Source organism: Catenovulum agarivorans YM01, assembly GCF_000281085.1.
In the GTDB taxonomy this organism is placed as follows: Bacteria; Pseudomonadota; Gammaproteobacteria; order Enterobacterales; family Alteromonadaceae; genus Catenovulum; species Catenovulum agarivorans.
This window is the reverse complement of record NZ_JH767527.1, coordinates 38,378-59,281: the sequence shown is the minus strand read 5'-3', so window position 1 is coordinate 59,281 and position 20,904 is coordinate 38,378. Positions and strand designations below refer to the sequence as shown.

At 38.7% G+C, this 20,904-nt stretch carries 19 protein-coding genes; 9 read left to right on the top strand and 10 right to left on the bottom strand.

The genetic code is table 11. The features are described from left to right. Positions 1 to 19: 19 nt before the first annotated feature. From rseP to rpsB, 8 genes are all read right to left on the bottom strand, one after another. The gene (rseP, locus tag WSC_RS0110405) at positions 20 to 1,369 is read right to left on the bottom strand and encodes a sigma E protease regulator RseP (RefSeq protein WP_016955860.1); all 1,350 of its coding nucleotides are present in this window, start codon (positions 1,367 to 1,369) and stop codon (positions 20 to 22) included. 3 nt (positions 1,370 to 1,372) lie between these two features. Then, positions 1,373 to 2,563, bottom strand: a complete 1,191-nt coding sequence (gene ispC / locus WSC_RS0110400; protein ID WP_016955859.1) for a 1-deoxy-D-xylulose-5-phosphate reductoisomerase — start codon at positions 2,561 to 2,563, stop codon at positions 1,373 to 1,375. Further along, positions 2,564 to 3,460, bottom strand: a complete 897-nt coding sequence (locus WSC_RS0110395; RefSeq protein ID WP_016955858.1) for a phosphatidate cytidylyltransferase — start codon at positions 3,458 to 3,460, stop codon at positions 2,564 to 2,566. Further along, positions 3,447 to 4,190, bottom strand: coding sequence for a polyprenyl diphosphate synthase (gene uppS / locus WSC_RS0110390; protein ID WP_016955857.1), 744 nt, complete (start codon positions 4,188 to 4,190; stop codon positions 3,447 to 3,449). Before uppS ends, WSC_RS0110395 begins: the two co-directional genes overlap by 14 nt. Before the next feature lie 37 nt (positions 4,191 to 4,227). Next, entirely contained in the window at positions 4,228 to 4,785 is a 558-nt protein-coding gene (frr, locus tag WSC_RS0110385) for a ribosome recycling factor (RefSeq protein ID WP_016955856.1), read from the bottom strand. A gap of 27 nt (positions 4,786 to 4,812) precedes the next feature. After that, positions 4,813 to 5,562: a UMP kinase gene (pyrH, locus tag WSC_RS0110380; RefSeq protein WP_026016790.1), complete on the bottom strand. Its 750-nt coding sequence runs from the start codon at positions 5,560 to 5,562 to the stop codon at positions 4,813 to 4,815. Between the two features lie 51 nt (positions 5,563 to 5,613). After that, positions 5,614 to 6,465, bottom strand: coding sequence for a translation elongation factor Ts (tsf, locus tag WSC_RS0110375; RefSeq protein ID WP_016955854.1), 852 nt, complete (start codon positions 6,463 to 6,465; stop codon positions 5,614 to 5,616). A 93-nt stretch (positions 6,466 to 6,558) separates the two neighbouring features. Beyond that, a complete protein-coding gene (rpsB, locus tag WSC_RS0110370; RefSeq protein ID WP_016955853.1) occupies positions 6,559 to 7,287 on the bottom strand; it encodes a 30S ribosomal protein S2 in 729 nt (242 codons plus the stop codon). 311 nt (positions 7,288 to 7,598) lie between these two features. Here rpsB and map point away from each other — a divergent pair, with 311 nt between their 5' ends. The 9 genes from map to WSC_RS22460 all read left to right on the top strand — a co-directional run bounded on the left by map (position 7,599) and on the right by WSC_RS22460 (position 18,800). Beyond that, complete coding sequence (map, locus tag WSC_RS0110365; protein WP_016955852.1) at positions 7,599 to 8,417, top strand: type I methionyl aminopeptidase; 819 nt, start codon at positions 7,599 to 7,601, stop codon at positions 8,415 to 8,417. A 12-nt stretch (positions 8,418 to 8,429) separates the two neighbouring features. Beyond that, positions 8,430 to 11,063 carry a [protein-PII] uridylyltransferase gene (gene glnD / locus WSC_RS0110360; RefSeq protein WP_016955851.1) on the top strand — a complete coding sequence of 878 codons (2,634 nt, stop codon included), beginning with the start codon at positions 8,430 to 8,432 and terminating at the stop codon, positions 11,061 to 11,063. Between the two features lie 3 nt (positions 11,064 to 11,066). Next, on the top strand, positions 11,067 to 11,894 hold the full coding sequence (gene dapD / locus WSC_RS0110355) for a 2,3,4,5-tetrahydropyridine-2,6-dicarboxylate N-succinyltransferase (RefSeq protein WP_016955850.1): 828 nt from the start codon (positions 11,067 to 11,069) through the stop codon (positions 11,892 to 11,894). Positions 11,895 to 12,132: 238 nt separating this feature from the next. Then, entirely contained in the window at positions 12,133 to 12,810 is a 678-nt protein-coding gene (locus tag WSC_RS0110350) for an RDD family protein (protein WP_026016789.1), read from the top strand. Beyond that, positions 12,807 to 13,748 (top strand): stage II sporulation protein M, encoded by a 942-nt coding sequence (locus WSC_RS0110345; RefSeq protein WP_016955848.1) that lies wholly within the window; start codon positions 12,807 to 12,809, stop codon positions 13,746 to 13,748. Before WSC_RS0110350 ends, WSC_RS0110345 begins: the two co-directional genes overlap by 4 nt. Next, the gene (locus tag WSC_RS0110340) at positions 13,738 to 15,291 is read left to right on the top strand and encodes a hypothetical protein (protein WP_016955847.1); all 1,554 of its coding nucleotides are present in this window, start codon (positions 13,738 to 13,740) and stop codon (positions 15,289 to 15,291) included. The genes WSC_RS0110345 and WSC_RS0110340 overlap by 11 nt, the downstream gene beginning before the upstream one ends. Continuing rightward, positions 15,281 to 16,492 (top strand): hypothetical protein, encoded by a 1,212-nt coding sequence (locus WSC_RS0110335; RefSeq protein WP_016955846.1) that lies wholly within the window; start codon positions 15,281 to 15,283, stop codon positions 16,490 to 16,492. The genes WSC_RS0110340 and WSC_RS0110335 overlap by 11 nt, the downstream gene beginning before the upstream one ends. Then, positions 16,489 to 17,469 (top strand): AAA family ATPase, encoded by a 981-nt coding sequence (locus WSC_RS0110330; protein ID WP_016955845.1) that lies wholly within the window; start codon positions 16,489 to 16,491, stop codon positions 17,467 to 17,469. Before WSC_RS0110335 ends, WSC_RS0110330 begins: the two co-directional genes overlap by 4 nt. Continuing rightward, positions 17,469 to 18,800 (top strand): DUF58 domain-containing protein, encoded by a 1,332-nt coding sequence (locus WSC_RS22460; RefSeq protein WP_016955844.1) that lies wholly within the window; start codon positions 17,469 to 17,471, stop codon positions 18,798 to 18,800. The genes WSC_RS0110330 and WSC_RS22460 overlap by 1 nt, the downstream gene beginning before the upstream one ends. A gap of 56 nt (positions 18,801 to 18,856) precedes the next feature. On the opposite strand, the gene WSC_RS0110320 is transcribed toward WSC_RS22460, so the two are convergent. Continuing rightward, entirely contained in the window at positions 18,857 to 19,369 is a 513-nt protein-coding gene (locus WSC_RS0110320; protein WP_016955843.1) for a DUF4234 domain-containing protein, read from the bottom strand. 388 nt (positions 19,370 to 19,757) lie between these two features. Next, positions 19,758 to 20,834: an aldose epimerase family protein gene (locus tag WSC_RS0110315; RefSeq protein WP_016955842.1), complete on the bottom strand. Its 1,077-nt coding sequence runs from the start codon at positions 20,832 to 20,834 to the stop codon at positions 19,758 to 19,760. Positions 20,835 to 20,904 lie beyond the last annotated feature (70 nt).

Genomic DNA, 20,904 nt, shown 5'->3' with positions numbered 1-20,904 from the left:
TCGAAAACTCAAGTTATTCTTACCAACGAGATAAGTCGTTTAATATGGCAACGCTCATTAACATAAAAATAATGAATGCCCCTATTCTAAATCCGATCTCTTGTACCCTTTCAGGTACAGGTTTACCGCTCACAAACTCTATAAGGTAATAAACTAAATGGCCTCCATCAAGTACTGGAAGCGGTAACAGATTAATTATTCCTAAATTAACGCTAATTAGCGCTAAAAAGCTTAAAAAGTATACGACTCCAAGCCCTGCAGATTGTCCTGCGCCTTGGGCAATAGAAATAGGTCCACTTAAAGATTTGTATGAAACATCGCCTGTAATTAGCTTTTCAATCATAGAAAAACTAACAGCGATTAACCGCCAGGTTTTGATAACGGCTTGCTGCAAACTCTCAAAAAGGCCAAAACTATGTTCAAATCGTAAATGTTCTGGCCATTGTGCAAGCTCAGGCGCTATGCCTAAATAACCTGTTTGTTCGCCATTGGACTCTCTGACGCCTATGGTTAGGATAAGTTCCTCAATTTGATTATTTCGCTCGATAACCAAATGTAATTGTTCATGTGGATTTTGTTTTATCCAACCTGACAATTTTATCCAATCAAAGGGCTCTATTTGGTTATAGGCAACAATTTGATCTCCCACTTGTAAACCAGCGCGTGCAGCTGGAGTGTCTTTAGCGACATGGGCAATACGAGGTAAAATTTCTGGGGTGAAAGGCACTATACCTAAAGCTTGAATTAAATTGCCTTTTTCTGGATCAAACTGCCAGTTAGCTAAATCAACTGTATGGGTACGAGCATAAGATTGACCTTGTGATTGCACAGACATAGACAGTTGTTTGTCACCAATCGAGTCCATCAACTCTAAATTAATTTGTTGCCAAGTTTCTGTGCTATTGCCATTAATCTCGACAATTTGTTGTTCCGCTTTAATACCCGAGTTGGCGATTGGTGAATCAGCTACTAGATCACCAATAATAGGTTTAACTTCAGGTACACCAACTAAATACATAATCCATAAAGCAAATACAGCAAAAAACAAATTGGCTAAAGGGCCTGCCGCAACCACAGCAATGCGCTTACCAACCGGCTTTTTATCAAACGCCTGCGCTTCATTGTCAGCCGTCACTTCGTCTAAACGGCTGTCCAACATACGCACATAGCCGCCTAACGGGATAGACGCAATAACAAATTCAGTGCCGTCTTTGTTAAACCATGAATAAAGCGGCTTACCAAAACCTATCGAGAAACGTTTAACGTATACCCCCGACATAATCGCCACTTTGTAGTGGCCGTATTCATGTATGGTGACTAAAACGCCAATGGCGACGATAAAAGAGACTAAGTTCCAAATAAAATCCATAGTTTACGCCTCTTGCAACTTCTGCTCGGCTAGACGACGAGCTTGTTGGTCAATAGCTAAAATGCTGTCAATATCATCTACCGCTGCTGGCTGGTAAGATTCTAAGATAATCTGATTAAATTTAGCTATGTCGGTAAAACTAATTTGCTCTTTTAAAAAAGCTTCAACGTGCACTTCATTGGCGGCACTTAATACTGTTGTTGATTCTTGACCTAATTTAAATGCTTGTTTGGCTAAATAAAGGTTTGGAAAACGTTCAAAGTCAGGCGCTTTAAAGTCAAATGAACTACCTGTGATAAAGTCGTAATGCTCACTGCCTGAGACAATACGCTGTGGGAAGGCTAAACAATTAGCTATCGGCGTTTTCATATCTGGTGCACCTAATTGTGCCAATACCGAACCATCTAAATAACGCACCATAGAATGAATAACGGACTGAGGATGAATTAATACTTCAATAAAATCAGGCTGCACCCCAAATAACCAGCAGGCTTCGATTAACTCTAAGCCCTTATTCATCATAGTTGCTGAATCAACTGAAATTTTTTGCCCCATAGACCAATTGGGATGAGCAACAGCTTGAGCTGGCGTTTTGCTGCTAAGTGAAGCCAGTGGCTCGTTTAAAAATGGTCCACCTGAGCCAGTTAAAATAATAGATTTAACCCCAAAGTCACATATATCTTGGTTTAGATAATCTTTTTGATATTCACTGGGTAAACTTTGAAATATAGCGTTGTGTTCACTGTCGACAGGCAATAATTTAGCGCCGTGTTTTTTAACTTCATCAATAAAGATTTGCCCTGACATGACAAGTGATTCTTTATTGGCGAGTAAAATGGTTTTGCTTGCTTGTGCGGCAGCTAAAGTGGATTGTAGACCGGCAGCCCCAACAATTGCAGCGACTAATATATCGTAATCAGCTTTTGCTAGCCCATTTAGTTCGCGTACACCGACTAACACTTGTGTCGTGCAATCAGGGATATTTTGCAAACTTTGTTTGAGCTCGGCTGCTGCTTGAGCGTCTACCAACAGCGCATATTGAGGGTTAAATTCGATACACTGCTGCACCATCAAAGCGACACTTTTAAACGCAGCCAATGCATAAACTTGATATTGATTAGGGTTATTACGAATAACCTCTAATGTGCTCTGACCGATAGAGCCGGTAGAGCCAAAAACGGCGACTTTTTTCATTTAGATTGCGTAATAAAATAAACAAGTAAAAACAGGTAAGGCAGCAGTTAAGCTATCCACTCTGTCTAAGATACCACCATGTCCAGGTAAAATAGTACCACTATCTTTAATACCCGCTTGGCGTTTCAACATACTTTCAAGCAAGTCACCTAATACTGAACTTGCAACTACAATCAACGAAATCCAAACAACGTCTAATCCGTTATAGCCAACAAATAGCGGTGTTTGTAACACAATAAAAATTAATGTGGCACTGGCAACCATGCCGCCCAACATTCCTTCTATGGTTTTGCCTGGGCTGACATTTGGCATGAGTTTGCGTTTGCCAAAAGCTTTGCCGGCAAAATAAGCGCCAATATCTGCTGCCCACACCAAAGCTAATACATACAATAACAACCAAGCACCATTTTGTGGGTTTTCTTGGTATTCAAAACTGCGAATAACATTAATCGCTAACCATGCAGGTAATAAAGTGACTAAACCAAATATACCTTTGATCCAGCGGCCACTGCGCCAAAATCTTGCTGAACGAGGATAGCTAATCACTAAACCTAAGGCGACAACCCACCAAACGACTGAAATCCAAATGGCGTATTCAACGGCTTGATGAAAAACTTCAATTTTGCCACTGTCATACAAACCAGCATAATAAGCAAATGCCAGCATAGAAGAAATTAATAACGCCATTAAACCTAAGCGGCGACGTTTATTGCAAAAACCAATAAATGGTCCCCATTCCCAAGCACCTATAGATAAAACCACACCGGTAAAAAGCGCGAAATAAACTAATGGCAATTCAAAAATAGCAATTAGTGCAAGTGGTAATAAGATCAGCGCAGTCAAAATACGTTTTTTTAACGTACTCGACTTAGATGCTGCATTGTTAAGATTCTTCAACTTGATCCCCTGTCAAACCGAAACGTCTTTGGCGACTTGCAAAACACTGCACAGCTTTAGCAAAACTTTCTTCGCGAAAATCTGGCCATAACTCGTCAGTAAAATAAAATTCCGCATACGCGGCGTGCCAAAGAAGGAAATTACTGATGCGCGTTTCGCCACCAGTTCTAATAATTAAATCAAGCGGAGTAAATTCAGCTAGACTGATGTTTGCTGTGATATCGTCTTCCGTTAATTTGGTATTGCCGGTTTTCTCAATATATTGATTAACCGCATTGGCAATATCCCAACGCCCACCATAGTTGGCCGCCACACAAAGTAACAAACCGTCATTATTTTCTGTTAGAGCTTCTGATTCAGCTATTTTCTTTTGTAATCTGTCATTAAAGCGTGACACATCACCAATAATTTTCAATCTAACTTTATTTTTATGTAGACGCTTTACTTCTTTGGTTAAGACGAACATAAAAAGCTCCATTAATACAGAAACTTCTTGTTCAGGTCTTTTCCAATTTTCGCTTGAAAAAGCAAATAAAGTTAAAACGTCTAACTCATGTTGGATTGCAAAGCGAATAGCCGCCCGTACCGACTCGACACCTGCTTTGTGTCCAAAAGTACGAGCTTTGCCCTGTTGTTTAGCCCATCTACCATTACCGTCCATAATAATGCCGACATGTTTAGGGTAAGCAGCAGGGTTAATTGTTTTTATATTTTCTAGCGCAGTCGTCATGCATTAATTAGAGCCCCATTACTGAGGCTCATCACAATTAAAAGTCCAATAATTCTTTTTCTTTTGCAGCAAAAATAACGTCAACTTGTTTAACGTTCTCATCCGTTACTTTTTGGATGTCATCTTCTGCTTTTTTCGCTTCATCTTCACTGATGTCTTTGTCTTTTAATAATGACTTAATATCACCATTTGCATCACGGCGAATGTTACGAATGGCAACTTTGCCTTGCTCAACTTCGTTTTTAACAATCTTGATTAGGTCACGACGACGCTCTTCCGTTAACGGCGGTAAAGGAATGCGCATAATAGTGCCAGCAGTTGCAGGGTTTAAACCTAAATCTGAGGTTAAAATTGCTTTTTCAACTGCTTGAACGAGTGACTTATCAAATACAGATACAGCTAAAGTACGAGAGTCTTCAACCACTACGTTAGCAAGTTGCTTTAACGGTGTATCAGCACCATAGTATTCAACTGAAATACTATCTAATAAACTTGGATGTGCACGACCAGTACGAATTTTAGCTAATTGATTTTTAAGTGCGTCAATACTTTTGCCCATGCGCTCTTGAGCATCTTGAATAATTTCGTTAATCACGGTAATTCTTCCTAAAATGAATTTAAATTAGTTTACTGAATTTAATTTTTCAGCGTGATCGATTAATGTACCCTCAACTGCGCCCATAATAACATTCTTTAACGCGCCTGGTTTATTCATGTTAAATACACGAATTGGTAAGCTGTGGTCACGCGCTAAAGTAAATGCAGCTAAGTCCATTACTTTTAATTCTTTCTCTAAAACTTCTTGGTAAGACAGTTTATTGTACAAAGTTGCTTCAGGGTTAGTTACAGGATCAGCAGAATAAACACCATCTACTTTAGTTGCTTTTAAAACAACGTCAGCTTCAATTTCAATACCGCGCAAACAGGCAGCTGAATCTGTTGTAAAAAATGGATTACCAGTACCTGCTGCAAAAATAACTACTTTGCCCGCTTTTAATAAGCTAATTGCGTCTGTCCAGTTATAGGTATCACATACGCCTGACAACTCAATTGCAGACATTAGCCTTGCATTCACATAGGCACGATGTAGTGCGTCGCGCATTGCTAAACCATTCATTGTGGTAGCAAGCATACCCATGTGATCACCGACTACTCGATTCATACCTGCTTTAGCTAAACCTGAACCTCTAAATAAATTTCCACCACCAATTACAATGCCAACCTGTACACCAAGTTCTACTAATTCTTTAATTTCTTGGGCCATTCTATCCAAAACTTTAGGGTCTATACCGAAGCCTTCGTCGCCCATCAAAGCTTCACCACTAAGTTTTAAAAGTACACGTCGATATTCTGGTTTAGGATTCATATTCATTTCCATCTAATCACAAAAAGAAGCCGCGATAAACGCGGCTTGGGAGATATTTTATTGACCTTTTGCAGCCGCTACTTGAGCTTGTACTTCTGCAGCAAAATCTTCTTGTTTCTTCTCGATACCTTCGCCAACTTCTAAACGAACGAAAGTAGTTACGCTAGTACCTTTTTCTTTAAGGTATTCGCCAACAGATTTTTTAGGTTCCATGATGAAAGCTTGACCAGTTAAAGAAACTTCACCAGTAAACTTCTTCATACGGCCAGTAACCATTTTCTCAGCGATTTCAGCAGGTTTACCTTCGTTCATCGCGATTTCGATTTGGATAGCTTTTTCTTTTTCAACAACTTCAGCTGGTACGTCTTCAGGGTTTACGTACTCAGGCTTGCTTGCAGCAACGTGCATAGCAACGTGTTTTAAAGTTTCAGCATCACCAGAACCAGCTACAACAACACCGATACGGTCGCCGTGGCGGTAATCAGCAAACTCAGCACCTTCAACGTATTGGATACGACGGATGTTGATGTTTTCACCAATTTTTGCAACTAAAGCAACACGAGTTTCTTCAAATTGCTCTTTTAACGCATCAATAGTTACAACTGAAGCGATTGCAGCGTCAGCTACTTCGTTAGCGAATGCTAAGAAGTTTTTATCTTTTGCTACGAAATCTGTTTGACAGTTAACTTCAACTAGTACCGCAACACCGTCAGCTTGACGTGTTAAAATAGTACCTTCAGCAGCGATGTTACCTGCTTTTTTAGCCGCTTTTGCTTGGCCAGATTTACGCATATTTTCGATTGCTACTTCAATATCACCATCAGTTTCAACTAAAGCTTTTTTACAATCCATCATGCCAGCGCCAGTGCGCTCACGAAGTTCTTTAACTAGAGCAGCAGTAATTGCCATCTTAATTGTCCTCGTTAATAAATTCGATTCGTGCTTATTAAATAGGGGCAATTAGCCCCTATTCAACAATATATACAGCTTGTTACAACAGAATTATTCTGCTTCAACAAAACCGTCTTTTTCAGCTTGAACTTCTAAGTTGCTTTCACGACCTTCGTTAGCCGCGTCAGCTGCTGCATTCAAGTACAATTGAATTGCACGGATAGCATCATCGTTACCTGGGATAACGAAATCAACACCATCTGGCTTAGAGTTAGTATCAACAACAGCAACAACTGGAATACCTAGGTTGTTAGCTTCTTTGATAGCAATGTGCTCGTGGTCTGCATCAATTACGAAAAGGATGTCTGGTAAGCCACCCATGTTTTTGATACCGCCTAAGCTTAACTCTAACTTTTGCATTTCACGAGTTAACATTAAAGCTTCTTTTTTAGTTAACTTGTCAAAAGTACCGTCTTGGCTTTGAGTTTCTAAATCTTTTAAACGTTTGATTGACTGACGTACAGTTTTCCAGTTAGTTAACATACCACCTAACCAACGGTGATTAACATAATACTGGTCTGATTTTAATGCAGCTTCTTTTACTGCTTCGCTAGCAGCACGCTTAGTACCAACAAAAAGAACTTTACCTTTACGTTGTGATACTTTAGATAATTCATTTAAAGCAGCGTTGAATAAAGGAACTGTTTTTTCTAAGTTGATGATATGGATCTTGTTACGCGCACCAAAGATGTACGGCTTCATTTTTGGTTCCCAGTAACGAGTTTGGTGACCAAAGTGAACACCTGCTTTAAGCATGTCGCGCATAGATACGTTAGGCATAATTTTCCTCACTTAATTGGGGTTGAGCCTCCACATACCCGCTGAATCCGACCAATAAAATTGGCACCCCGGACAACGTTGCAGTATGTGTGTGTTATTAATAAATATAAATTCAGGGAGATGCTCCCTTAAGTTCAACAATTCATTTGCGAATTGTCGGCGCGCTTTATACCATACACAGGCTAAAACAACAATTTTTAATTGTGAATTGAATGAAATTGGCCTTAATCAACAATCAGTCGTCACTGCCGACTGTTTTCATAGTATAATCATCGAATAAGGTGCAAATACAGTTAAATTGAGGATAAACCTTGAGTATTAAAATTAAAACTGCAGCAGAAATAGAAAAAATGCGAACCGCAGGCAAAATGGCAGCGGAAGTTTTAGAAATGATCGGCCCACATGTCAAAGCAGGCATTACAACCGATGAATTAAATCAAATTTGTCATGATTATATAGTAAATGAGTTTAAAGCTTACCCTGCACCTTTAAACTATCATGGTTTCCCTAAATCTATCTGTACATCAGTTAACCATGTTGTTTGTCACGGCATTCCAAACGACAAACAGCTTAAAAACGGTGATATTATCAACATAGATGTAACCGTAAGGTTTGATGAAGATTCAGCTGATAACCTACACGTCAATGGTTATCACGGTGACACAAGTAAAATGTTCTTGGTTGGCGAATCAAGTTTAAAAACCACGCTAGCCGAACGTTTAATGAAAGTCACTCAAGAGTGCATGTACATAGGTATAGACATGGTCAAACCCGGTGCGCGTTTAGGTGATATAGGCTACGAAATTGCTAAACATGCACACGCCCACGGCTATTCTGTGGTACGAGAATACTGCGGACACGGTATAGGTAATGAATTCCACGAAGAGCCACAAATTCTCCACTATGGCAAACCAGGTACGGGTGAGATTTTGCGTGAAGGAATGTGTATCACTATCGAGCCTATGATCAACGCTGGCAAACGTGACACCAAATTATTGAAAGATGACTGGACAGTTGTAACAAGAGATCGCAGTTTAAGTGCCCAGTGGGAACACACAATTTTAGTTACCGCAACAGGCCGAGAGATTTTAACTCTGCGCAGTGACGAAAGCATTGAACGCGTAAAATAAATAGGTAGTAGCGTGAGCAGTCAACAGCATTATTTAGATAAAGTTAGTCATATTCACTCTTTGGATAAAATCGCCGAAGTGCGTAAACTCGTTGATAGTTACCACCAATGGTTACAAGAGGCTTATACCCAGCAACCTATCGCGAAAATAGTATTAGGACGCGCCTTTTTTATTGACCACTTAATTCGTAAATTGTGGCGACTACTTGATCTTGAGCAAACCGCCGAATTGACCTTAGCTGCAGTGGGTGGATACGGTCGTGGTCATTTGAATTTACATTCAGATATTGATTTGTTGATTTTATCAAAAAACCAAATAAATGAAGACTGCCAGCAAAAAATCAGTCAATTTGTGACCGCGTTATGGGATTTAGGTTTAGATATAGGCCAGAGTGTTCGCACCTTAAAAGAAACGATTTCTTTAGGCCAAGAAGACATTACTATAGCCACTAACCTCCTCGAATCGCGCTTTTTAATTGGTGATGAAAATTTATATAAAGAGCTGACGAAAAAAGTAAATGGTAAGAGCTTTTGGCCAAGTGTTAAATTCTTTAAAGCTAAAACCGAAGAGCAGCAAGCGCGCCACCGCAAATTTAACGATACCAGTTACAATTTAGAACCTAACATAAAAGAAAATCCTGGCTGTTTACGCGACATTCAAAACATAGGTTGGATTGCCAAAAAACACTACAAAGTATTTGATGGCAGCCAGTTAGTAAAACAAAACTTTATGACCGAAGAAGAATTGCGCGAACTGCAAGATTGTCGCGAGTTTTTATGGCATATGCGTTTTGCTTTGCATTCAGTGGCTGGCCGCAGTGAAAACCGTTTATTGTTTGAGCACCAGCCAGAAGTAGCTAACTTACTTGGTTATGGGCAAAACAAATCTGCCGTTGAAACTATGATGAAGCGCTTTTTTGTTATCACTCGCCGCGTAAGTGAACTCAACCAAGTACTGCTACAGTTTTTTGCCGATGAATTTGTTACCCGCTTCCGCCCATGGAAACGCAAAAAGCTCAATAATGACTTCGAAGTCACCAACGGCTTATTACGCGCTCGTAATGAAGACGTATTTGAAACACCTGCGGGTTTATTAGATATGTTTTTACTTGTAGCTGACTACGACAAAAACGTTACTGGATTACATTCAACAACCCTCAGGTTACTCAGAAATGCTCGGCGTAAATACGAAAAGCTTGAGTTGTGTCAACTTGAAGCCTGTCGTGATCGTTTTATGCAATTGGTAAAACACCCGCAGTTTTTTGGTATCAGCTGGAAAATAATGCATCATCACGGTGTTATGGCCGTTTATAGTCACGATTGGGCGCATATAGTTGGCTTGATGCAATTCGACTTATTCCACAGCTATACGGTTGATGAACACACGCATAGACTCATCCGCAATTTGTATCGCTACACCTTAGCGGAAAATAAAGAAGAGTTTCCGCGTTGCTCAGCAATTTGTACCAACTACCCAAAAATCGAGTTGTTATATATAGCTGCAATTTACCATGACATTTGTAAAGGCAAAGGCGGCGACCATTCAGAGCTTGGTGGTGAGGCTGTTCGAAAATTCTGTCGTTTACACGGTATTTCTGAAACAGATACAGATTTAGTTGCTTGGTTAGTTGAAAATCATTTATTAATGTCAGTGGTAGCGCAACGTAAAGATATTAACGATCCGCAAGTGATCCATGATTTCTGTGAGCGTATTCAAGACGAAACGCATTTAAATTTGTTGTATGCACTGACCTTAGCGGATATTAGAGCAACCAATACAACACTATTAAATGACTGGAAAGCATCTTTGTTGCGCCAATTGTACACGTCAACCCAAAATGCAATGCGCAGTGGTTTAGAAAAACCTGTGGCACGTGATATTCAAGAAAAAGAAAAACGTGATAATGCGTTAGATATTCTCCTTAGCAACAAATATTCCCCTGAAGCGATTGATAGCCTGTGGCAGACGATGCAAGAGGATTATTTTCACAAGTACAATAGCAAACAAATAGCTTGGCATACTCAAACAATCCTAGATGCCAAAGGTAAAGACATTATCTTTGCTATAGATAATAATACCCACCCGGGTGGCACGGCGATTTTTGTTTATACCAAAGACAGAGCATATTTGTTTGCATCTATTTGTTCTGCACTAGATCGCAAAAACTTCAATATACATGATGCGATTATTATGAATACTGAAGACGGCTTTGCACTAGATACTTTGATTGTGCTTGAAGAGGAAGGTAATCAAGCAAGTCGTAAACGCTTTAAAGATATTCAAGATGCATTAGTGGAAGCGATTAACGAAGACGGCGAACCAAGCGTTCCAAACCGAATTCCAAGGCAGATTAAACAATTCCATGTGCCGACAAAAATCACTTGGGTTGAACATAAAAACGACAAACGAAGCATGATGGAGCTAGAAGCACTTGATACCCCAGGTTTGTTGGTTAAAATTGGCCGGGTATTTTTTGCGAACAATATTACAATACATGCAGCTAAAGTGGCGACCATAGGTGAACGAGCGGAAGACTTTTTCGTTTTAACCAATAATTCAGGTGATCCACTATCGGTTGAAGAAAAATCTTCATTAACCGAACAATTATGTGCTGCATTAAAGATTAACCCTTCAAATAAGAGATAAATTATGTCTGATTTAAAATCAATTATTGAAAGTGCGTTTGAACAACGTGCCGACATTACACCAGCAACTGTAACTGCTGAAGTAAAAAGTGCAGTAGAAGAAGCTGTAGCACTTTTAGATAGTGGTAAAGCTCGTGTTGCTGAGAAAATTTCTGGTGAGTGGGTTGTTCACCAATGGTTGAAAAAAGCCGTATTACTTTCTTTCCGTATTCGTGACAACGCACCAATTGACGGCGGCGAAACTCAGTACTACGACAAAGTAGACATGAAATATGCTGATTACACTGCAGAGCAATTTAAAGCGGACGGTGTACGTGTTGTTCCACCAGCAGCTGTACGTAAAGGTTCTTTCGTAGCGAAAAACACTGTATTAATGCCTTCTTATGTAAACATTGGTGCTTACGTTGACGAAGGTACTATGGTTGATACATGGGCAACTGTTGGTTCATGTGCACAAATCGGTAAAAACGTTCACTTATCTGGTGGTGTTGGTATCGGTGGTGTTTTAGAGCCATTACAAGCAAATCCAACCATCATTGAAGACAACTGTTTCATCGGTGCTCGCTCTGAAATCGTTGAAGGTGTTGTTGTTGAAGAAGGCTCAGTAATTTCTATGGGCGTTTACATTGGTCAAAGCACACGTATTTATGATCGTGAAACTGGTGAAATTCACTACGGCCGTGTACCTGCAGGCTCAGTTGTAGTTTCTGGTTCTTTACCTTCTAAAGATGGTTCTTACAGCTTGTACGCAGCAGTAATCGTTAAGAAAGTTGACCAAAAAACTTTATCTAAAGTTGGTATTAACGGTTTATTACGTAGCATTGACGAATAATCTGTAATACTGATTTTTCAGTTTTAGCGGCATAATGGCCGACACAGTAAAAATCCAGTGAAGATAACTCACTGGATTTTTTATATACCCCCCACCGAACAGTGTATAAGCCTAGTCGAAAGCGCTAGTTCCGAAATTCACCTTAGTTAAAACATAAAAACCAATTGATTTTTAAATTAATTTTACGCATCATTAACGTTTAAATTATCTCTATCTAACAAGAATGATTACTCAAGGATTGAACAACAGTTTTGCAAATACACTACCGGAAGGTGTCAGTATTAACTTAACCCCCGCTGGTATTTCTATTAGAACAAAAGCCTACCTATTTGACTTTCTTCTACGCTCAGTTGTTATGCTCGCCTTTGGGTTTATTTTCGGTTTTATGGGCAAAGCTGGTACGGGTTTATTCTTAGTAACCTACTTTTTGGTTACTTGGGGATACTACATTCTATTTGAGTCGTTATCAGGGCAAACGCCAGGTAAAAAACGTTATAAACTAAAAGTTGTGCAAGATAATGGCTTACCATGCAAAATTAACCACATTGTTTTACGCAATTTGATACGCCCTGCAGATTCTTTTCCTTTTGCTTATTTAATTGGTTTAATTGTTATGGCATTAAACTATCAATTTAAACGCTTGGGTGATTGGGCGGCTGGCACTATGGTTGTGTACGTAGAAGATAAAGTTAGTTTTTCGACACAGCAAAATAGCAATATTAGCCCACCTAAAATCCAGTTGTCGACAGAAGAACAATTGTCGTTAATTATGTACGCAGAGCGCTGTCATACACTATCTTCAGCAAGACAAGAAGAGCTTGCCAATATACTGACAGATATCATTACAACCCAAGATAATACAGCAAGTGAAGCGGTAAAAGAAATTGCCCAATATTACTCAGGTCAAGCAACATGAAGCAAAATCAATTTGTGAAGCTGCATAAGCAAAGGTGGACCGAGTTTGAAACAATGTGTACCGAATCACCGGCACCAGCAAATTTCCCACTTGAATATAGAAGAATTTGTAGTGATTTAGCCCTAGCTAAAACCCGCCACTATTCACCAGCTTTGGTCGCAAATTTAAATGATCTGGTAAAATTGGGCCAAAGTGTCCTTTACAGTGGTGAGAGCATCGGCTTCACAAGAATTTGGTCGATATTTAAAAGCGAATTTCCAAAAGCACTTTATACATGCAGAAATTTTATTTGGGCAGCGCTGACTGCTTTCTGGGGATTATCTTTAATTGCCTTTTTCTGGATACAAAATTCACCTGATGCCATTTATCACTTTGTTTCTCCTGATCAACTCAACGACATTGCAGATATGTACAACCCAGCAGGTGCTGTGCAAACTGACAAACGAACTATGGACGCAGATGTTTTAATGTTTGGGGTATATATCTACAACAATATTGGTATTGCTTTTCAGATGTTTGGCGCTGGCGCTTTGTTTTGTATCGGTGCACTCATTCCACTACTGTTTAACAGTTTTTACTTTGGTGCTATCTCAGCCTATATTGTTGAACTTGGTTACAACGAGCCATTTTTCTCATTTGTTATTACCCATGGTTCGTTTGAGTTAACCGCAATTATTATTGCGGGTGCAGCTGGCTGCAAACTCGGGTTTGATCTGCTCTCACCAGGAAAATATAGCCGAGCTTACATAATGAAAAAAACTGGCCTTGAAGTTTTGCCTTTGATAGTCGGCGCTTTTGTAATGTTAGTTGTTGCAGCTTTTATTGAAGCATTTTGGTCACCATTGAATATTCCATCCGTATATAAATATTCCGTCGGTTCAATTCTATGGATATTGATTAGTTACAAACTGTATACAGGGACAAGATATGGAACTTAATAAACTTAGTTTTGAGCCTTGCCCACGAACACCCTCTCAAGTTTTTGATTTAACTTTACTATTTGTAAAAAAGCATTTTGTTGCATTAATCAAAATTTATTTAACGCTTGTGGTTCCGTTGGCAGCAATATTTTACGCACTGCTACCAATAGAATACGTAGGTTTTATAATTTGGTGGTTAAAACCCGTTTTTGAGCGTCCTCTCCTAACCTATTTATCACGCGTAAGCTTTTCATATTCTTGTTCAACATTTGAGGCTATTTCATCGTTAAAGCAGCTTAAAATCATCAATATTATTAGGTTGTTAACCATATATCGGCTATCGACGACACGAGCATACAATGCGCCTATTGAGCAGCTAGAAAAACAATCATCTAAAGCACTAAGCAAACGTAAAGATATCTTAAATAACAGATGTAGTCACAATCAAACTTGGTGGATCTTATTTTGTGTTCACCTAGAAATGTTAATGCTAATGACCCTATTGTTCGTCTATTACGGGTTATTTCCAGACTTTATGCCTATCGATGAACATCTCACATTTGAATATTTCAATTCAAGCGAATTTGTCTCGCTTTATTTAATTACTTATCTTATGTCAATTGCATTAATTGCGCCCTACTTCACCACAGGCGGATTTTTAATGTATTTGAATAGCAGAATTCACATTGAAGGATGGGATATAGAGCAATCTTTTAAACGAATTGTAGCCCGCTTATCTCAAGTGAGTCTTATTGCAATTTTAAGTGTAAATCTATTTTTTCCTCATCCCGTTAGCGCAAATGACAGCATAGAAGACAAAATTGAACAGCTTGAAATCGAACTAAACCAAAAGCCCAAGGAAGTGGAAACTGAAATTTACCAACGCCCTGAAAGTTTAGATAAAATTTATCAAGAAGTAGTCAGCATTTATAAAGATGAAAAACTGGTTGAAACACAAACAACCTATGTGCCCAAAAGCCAAGAAGATCCTAACTTTGATCTAACATGGCTAAAAAAACTGTTCGAAATATTTTCAGGTTTGAGCGAGTTAAGTCCTATTATCGCTTTCGTGTTTTGGGCGCTCGTAATATTGTTGTGTGGCTGGATTGTTTTAAGTCTAATAAAACTATTCAAAAAAACCAAAAGCTGGACTTTATCTAGCAACAAAACAACTGAACAAACAAATAGTGTGCAAGAGTTTCCAAGTTTTATCCGAAATCAAGTTAGCAAAGACTGGCCTGATGATCTAATAGCTGCGAGCCTTGAAGCTTTAGAAAAAGCAAATTTGCGATATGCATTAGCGCTTATATTACGCCATACACTAATACAAGTTCAGCTCAAACATCCTGATATATTCAACAAATCCATGACTGAGCTAGAATGTAAATCAGCATTAATTAAAGTCGCCCCTCAAGCACAACACTCTTTTTACAACAAACTATTTTCTTTATGGATCCAGCAAGCCTGGGCACATAAAGACGTGTCTATTCAAGAAGTACAATTGTTAATCACAGAAGTTTCGAGTTTTACTGCGAGCGTGGAGCGACAAAATGAAAAGTAAAAATTGGATATTGTCGCTTACCCTGATCTTTATTGTCCTAGTTTTAGCTTATGTGTATGCCAGTATTGAATGGGAAGAAAAAACGATTGAAACAGGATTGAGTAGAGTTGCAATAGAACAACCTTTATTAGCCGCTTCCAAATTACTTAAAAGTCGAGAAAAAGCATTAATTCAATTAACGAGTCCAGTAGAACTGATTGTGGATTCAAAAATAAAACTCGCGCAAAGCAATAGTTTAATTTTAGATGAAGCAAGTTTTAAAGAGTATCCACAACTGGACTCAAAAGTACTTAATTGGGTATCACAAGGTGGCCACTTAGTGCTAACGCTATCGCGCCGCCACGACATGCTAAAATCAGCTACACAAAATTTTTATCAAAATACAGGTATAAAAGTAAAAGAAGCGGACGACGTATATCCCAACATACACATCACAAGTAAAGCAGAGGCAAATGCACAAATAAAATACGGTGACGAATTCGCTAAAATTTATTTACCCTTTAATCACACTGTTGAAGATTGTGTCGGTGAAGAGATTAAACTGATTAATAAAAAAACCGACGATGACACAGCTAAAAATGACGAAAAAACTGCAGAAAATAACGAAGCAAGCCAAACGCCAACGCTGATATGTGAAATAGGATTTGGCGAGGGATATATAACCGTAATACCTAGCATACAATCAATATCAAATATGGCACTTAGGCAGCTAGACCATGGCATATTTTTACTTTGGTTAATTGGTAAAAACGACAAACTTTATTACTTGCCAAGTTTAGTTGCGCCCAATTGGCTTGCAGAATTATGGCATTGGTCATGGATATTTGTATTACTGCTTGGTATGAGTTTAATATTTTTGGTTTGGCATTTGGCCGTGCGCGATGGAAACCCAATCACCCCTATCGTATCTAAGCGAACACCATTCGCATCACATATAGAAGCAACCGGCTTTTACATGTTTAACCAACAGCATTCAGATGTATTAAAAAAAGCATTATTAAAAGATATCACCCGAAAAATTGAAGTTAAGATCCCTGCATTTGCAGCTATGACTATCGACAATCAGTGCGCTTCGTTATCGAAAATAACTGAGTTTAGCGAAGAGGAAATTCGATATTTATTAGATTCTGATATTCCAACTTCAACCAACGACAAAATTAAATTTATCAGTTCATTAAAAGCATTAAGGAATTCGCTATGATTCAAGATGAAGCGAGTAAGCTCTCATTAGCCGAAGCAGCTGAAGCTGTAGTTCGTGTCAAATCCAACATTGCTCGAGTTTTGGTTGGCCAAGACCTTATCATCGAAAACGTACTTACCGTTTTATTTGCTGGCGGCCATGTGTTGTTAGAGGGTGTACCTGGATTAGGTAAAACCTTGCTCGTAAGAGCATTAGCAAAAAGTTTAAACATTAAATTTTCCAGAATACAGTTTACTCCTGATTTAATGCCAGCAGATGTACTTGGCCATAGTTTATACGACATGAAGTCAGGTGAATTTGTTATGAAAAAGGGCCCGGCTTTTACCAACATACTATTGGCTGATGAAATTAACCGCGCGCCCGCAAAAACGCAATCTGCATTGTTAGAGGTGATGCAAGAGCAGCAAATAACCATAGATGGAACAACAATGTCGATAGACTCTCCCTTTATCGTACTTGCCACACAAAACCCGCTCGATCAGGAAGGAACCTACCCTTTACCCGAAGCTGAACTTGATCGCTTTATGATGAAAGTTGAACTAGATTACCCAGATCTTGATTCAGAAATAGCCTTGTTAAAATTAAATACAGGCGAAGTTTCCAATGAACACCAAGTGGATGCTTTAGACACTATCTTAGATCAACAAAAAATTATTGAAATTAAACAGCTTGCTTCCAACATACTCGTTGATGAGCAAATTATTAATTACGCCGTAGAGATAGTGCGTAAAACCCGTTCATGGCATGGTGTACTGCATGGCGCAGGAGTTCGAGCAAGCATCAATATAATAAAAGCTGCCAAAGTTACCGCACTTATGCATGGCCGTGATTTTGTTATCCCTGACGACATCAAATTGGTTACACCAAATGTATTAAGACACAGACTGGTACTTTCAGCTGAACTTGAACTTGAGGGTTACAACCAAATTCAAATCATTAACGCTATCTTAGAAAGCATTGAAGCACCTAGAAACTAATGAAACTAGTAGCACTGAAACCATCCCTTTGGTTAGTTAAACTTTTCGCAATTGATACTTGTGTAGCGCTGCTGTTATATTTGGCGTTTGATGCCAACTCACACATAATTGAGCTTTTTATTGCAGCTAACCTAGCACTTTTATGTGTGCTTATATTGGATGCTGCCCGCCAACTTAAGCCTCCGCAAATTTTAATTTCGAGAGATACACCAAGTACACTAAGCTACGATCATAAGCACCTGTTCTCGATAAAGTTAACAAACAATGCTAATAAGAAAATTCATGTAAAAATAACAGACTGTGTGCCAGACGAGTTTGAGTTGACCTCCGCGCAAGAGGAATTCGAGCTAACCCCTAGCCAGCAACTAGCCATAAGTTACAGGTTGAGGCCGCTCAAACGCGGCTCATTTGAGATTGGCCCGATAGAGGTGTCTATATATTCAGCTTTTAAACTTTGGCAGCTTCAGTGGCATGAGCAAAACAAAGTTGATGTTAAAGTTTACCCAAATTTTAATCGAATAAATCATTCAGAAAGCTTAAAAGGTGTAAACAACACGCGAGTTACAGGTTTAAAAAGGCTAAAAAAACGCGGCGACGGTATCGAATTCCACCAGTTAAGAGAATTTAGACAAGGTGATAGCATTCGGCAAATTGATTGGCAGGCAACGAGTAAGCGCCAAAAATTAATTTCAAAAGAATATCAAGAAGAACAAAACCAGCACATAATTGTAATGTTAGACGCTGGTGTAAAAATGAATTTAGAGACAACAAATGGAACGCATTTTGACACTGCGCTAAATGCTTTGTTAATGCTCAGCCACACTGTGCTAAAACAAGGTGATTGTTTTAGTATGCAAAGTTTTAACTTACAGGAAAGGTGGTTACCCGCGGTAAAAGGCGCTCAGAATGTTAGCAGGGTTATGAATCACTTTTATGATTTACATCCTGATGAAAGTTCAAGCGACTATTTAAAAGCGGTAAATAGCCTTTTAAAGAAAAGAAGCAAACGTTCATTGGTGCTACTCGTGACCACTCTAAACGATCAAGATATCAATGACCTCTTGCCTGCCGTTAAAAAATTACAACAGCACCATCTAGTTGCTTTAATTAATATTGAAAACGTCACTATTAAACAAATTCTAAACTCGGAAATCGAGAGTGAAAATGATGCGAATAAGTATTGCGCCGCGATAGAATTAAATAATATTTATCAGCACAATTCAGCTAGATTAGCAAAAGAAGGGGTAATTTGTGTTAACACTCAGTCGGAATATTTACTGCCGTACGTAATTAATACCTACCTAAATATCAAACACTCAGGCTTACTATAGAGGCGCATGCTTGACTAAAAGTAGCTCATATGAGCTACTTTATCATTCATTAGAATTTATTCAGCGCTAGCTTCTTTGATTTCGTCATGCGCTTTATTAATTTTAAATTGGAAATAAATTGCACTAAAGAAGAAAGTCATTCCACCGCTGAGTCCAACAACTTGGTCACCTTGGTTTTTATTGAGCACTTCCCCTAATACTTTACGAATTGAAAAAGCTACAGCAATGTAAAATCCAAAATTAATTAACCCGATAACCAGCGAAACAATTTCCACTTCCAGTTGTTCGGGCATAAACTCTGCCGCAATTGAAACGACTTGAGAAACGATATAAGTTGCAATATACACATACAAATTGGTCATATTAACTTTATTTTCTGTTTCTAACTTGTTTAGCGCTGTACTGCGCGTATACAACCAATATATGAAATAAATCCCTAGAGTAATAAGTGATAAGAAAAACACGCCCCAAGCAGAGAAACGTTTTAAATTTAGAATTTGATCGTTAGTGTTTAAATCGGCCAATTCGGCTTTTGGTGCTTCAAAAGCATTATCTACAGCTGTTGTCATTTTATATCCTTAAAAATTGTTAATAATGTAATCAAAATGATTCATTTGATCATTTGCGATTATACTCAATCGGTCTATTTTTCAAAATTATTTTGTTTCTTGAAATTTTATGCACATATGGCACGTTTTGCTTTTACTGACGACTCAATAGTTTATGGATAGGTGACTTGAATGCTAATGCTCTACAGGTTAACCAGCAGAGAAAGCGGCCGTGGCAAGTATTTTTTTAACAACTCAGTAGTTTATGGATAGATAACTTGAATGCTAATTTTCTAAAACTTCACAAGATAGGGATATCTTGTGTGAGCGACCCAAGGACGGGTTTAAAGCGTTTTTAGAAAATTATGCTTCAAGTTAGCTATTGCACATAGACAAGAGTTCAGAACAATTACTTAACTACTGAAAAAACATAGCGCATTTCGCTGGTATAAGTCTGTTCTGGCGTTAATAAAGTAGATTTAAACATAGGTTTATTTGGTGCATCAGGCACGTGTTGTGGTTCAACACAGAAACCTGCATATTTACCATATTGACGACCTTTACCTGACAAATCATCACCGATAAAGTTACCCGTATACAACTGGAAACCAGGTTCAGTGGTATAAATCGCTAATACACGGCCTGATACTGGTTCAGTCGTTTTAGCAACTAATGATAATTCTCCATCAGCTTTGTCAAAATAATAGTTGTGGTCGTAACCCGCACCAATTTTAAGTTGCTCATCATCAGCATCTATATCCTGACCAATTGTTTTAGCTGTTGTAAAATCAAAAGGCGTACCTGTGATATCGCGGATCTCACCTGTTGGCAACATATTGTCATCAACTGGTGTCAATTTTGAACTTGGGATTTCAAGTAAGTGATCTAAAATCGTCCCCTGCTCTTTTAAGTTAAAATAGCTGTGGTTAGTCAAATTGATGATAGTGGTTTTATCCGTGTTTGCTGTGTACTTAATCACGAGTTCATCATCATTGGTTAAGTGATATTCACACTTAACGGTTAAAGTACCAGGATAACCTTGGTCGCCATCAGGGCTAACTAAAGTTAACACAACACCAGCGCTATTTGCGTCAGACACAGCTTCAGCTTGCCAAACTTTTTTATCAAAACCTTCAGCACCGCCATGTAAATGGTTGGTGCCATTGTTTTGTAAAAAGGTGTAAATTTCGCCATCAATTTCACATTGGCCATTGCCAATACGGTTACCAAAACGACCTATGGTCGCGCCAAAGTAAGTTGGGTTAGTTAAATAAGGCTCTAACTCTTCAAAACCTAAGACGATATCGGCAAAATCACCGTTTTTATCTTGCGTCTTTAAACTTTGTAGAATCGCACCAAAATTAATCACTACAGCTTGGGTGCCGTGGTTATTGGTTAAAGTGTATGCGGAGATAGCATCACCGTTTGGAGTCGTGCCAAATGGTGAAATTGTAACTGTGGGTTGCATAATAATTGTTTGGCTCATATAGCTCTCGTTATGTATTTTGTCGCGCTAATTGTAGCGCGAAAGTAGTTTATACCCAAGCTACTCGAAA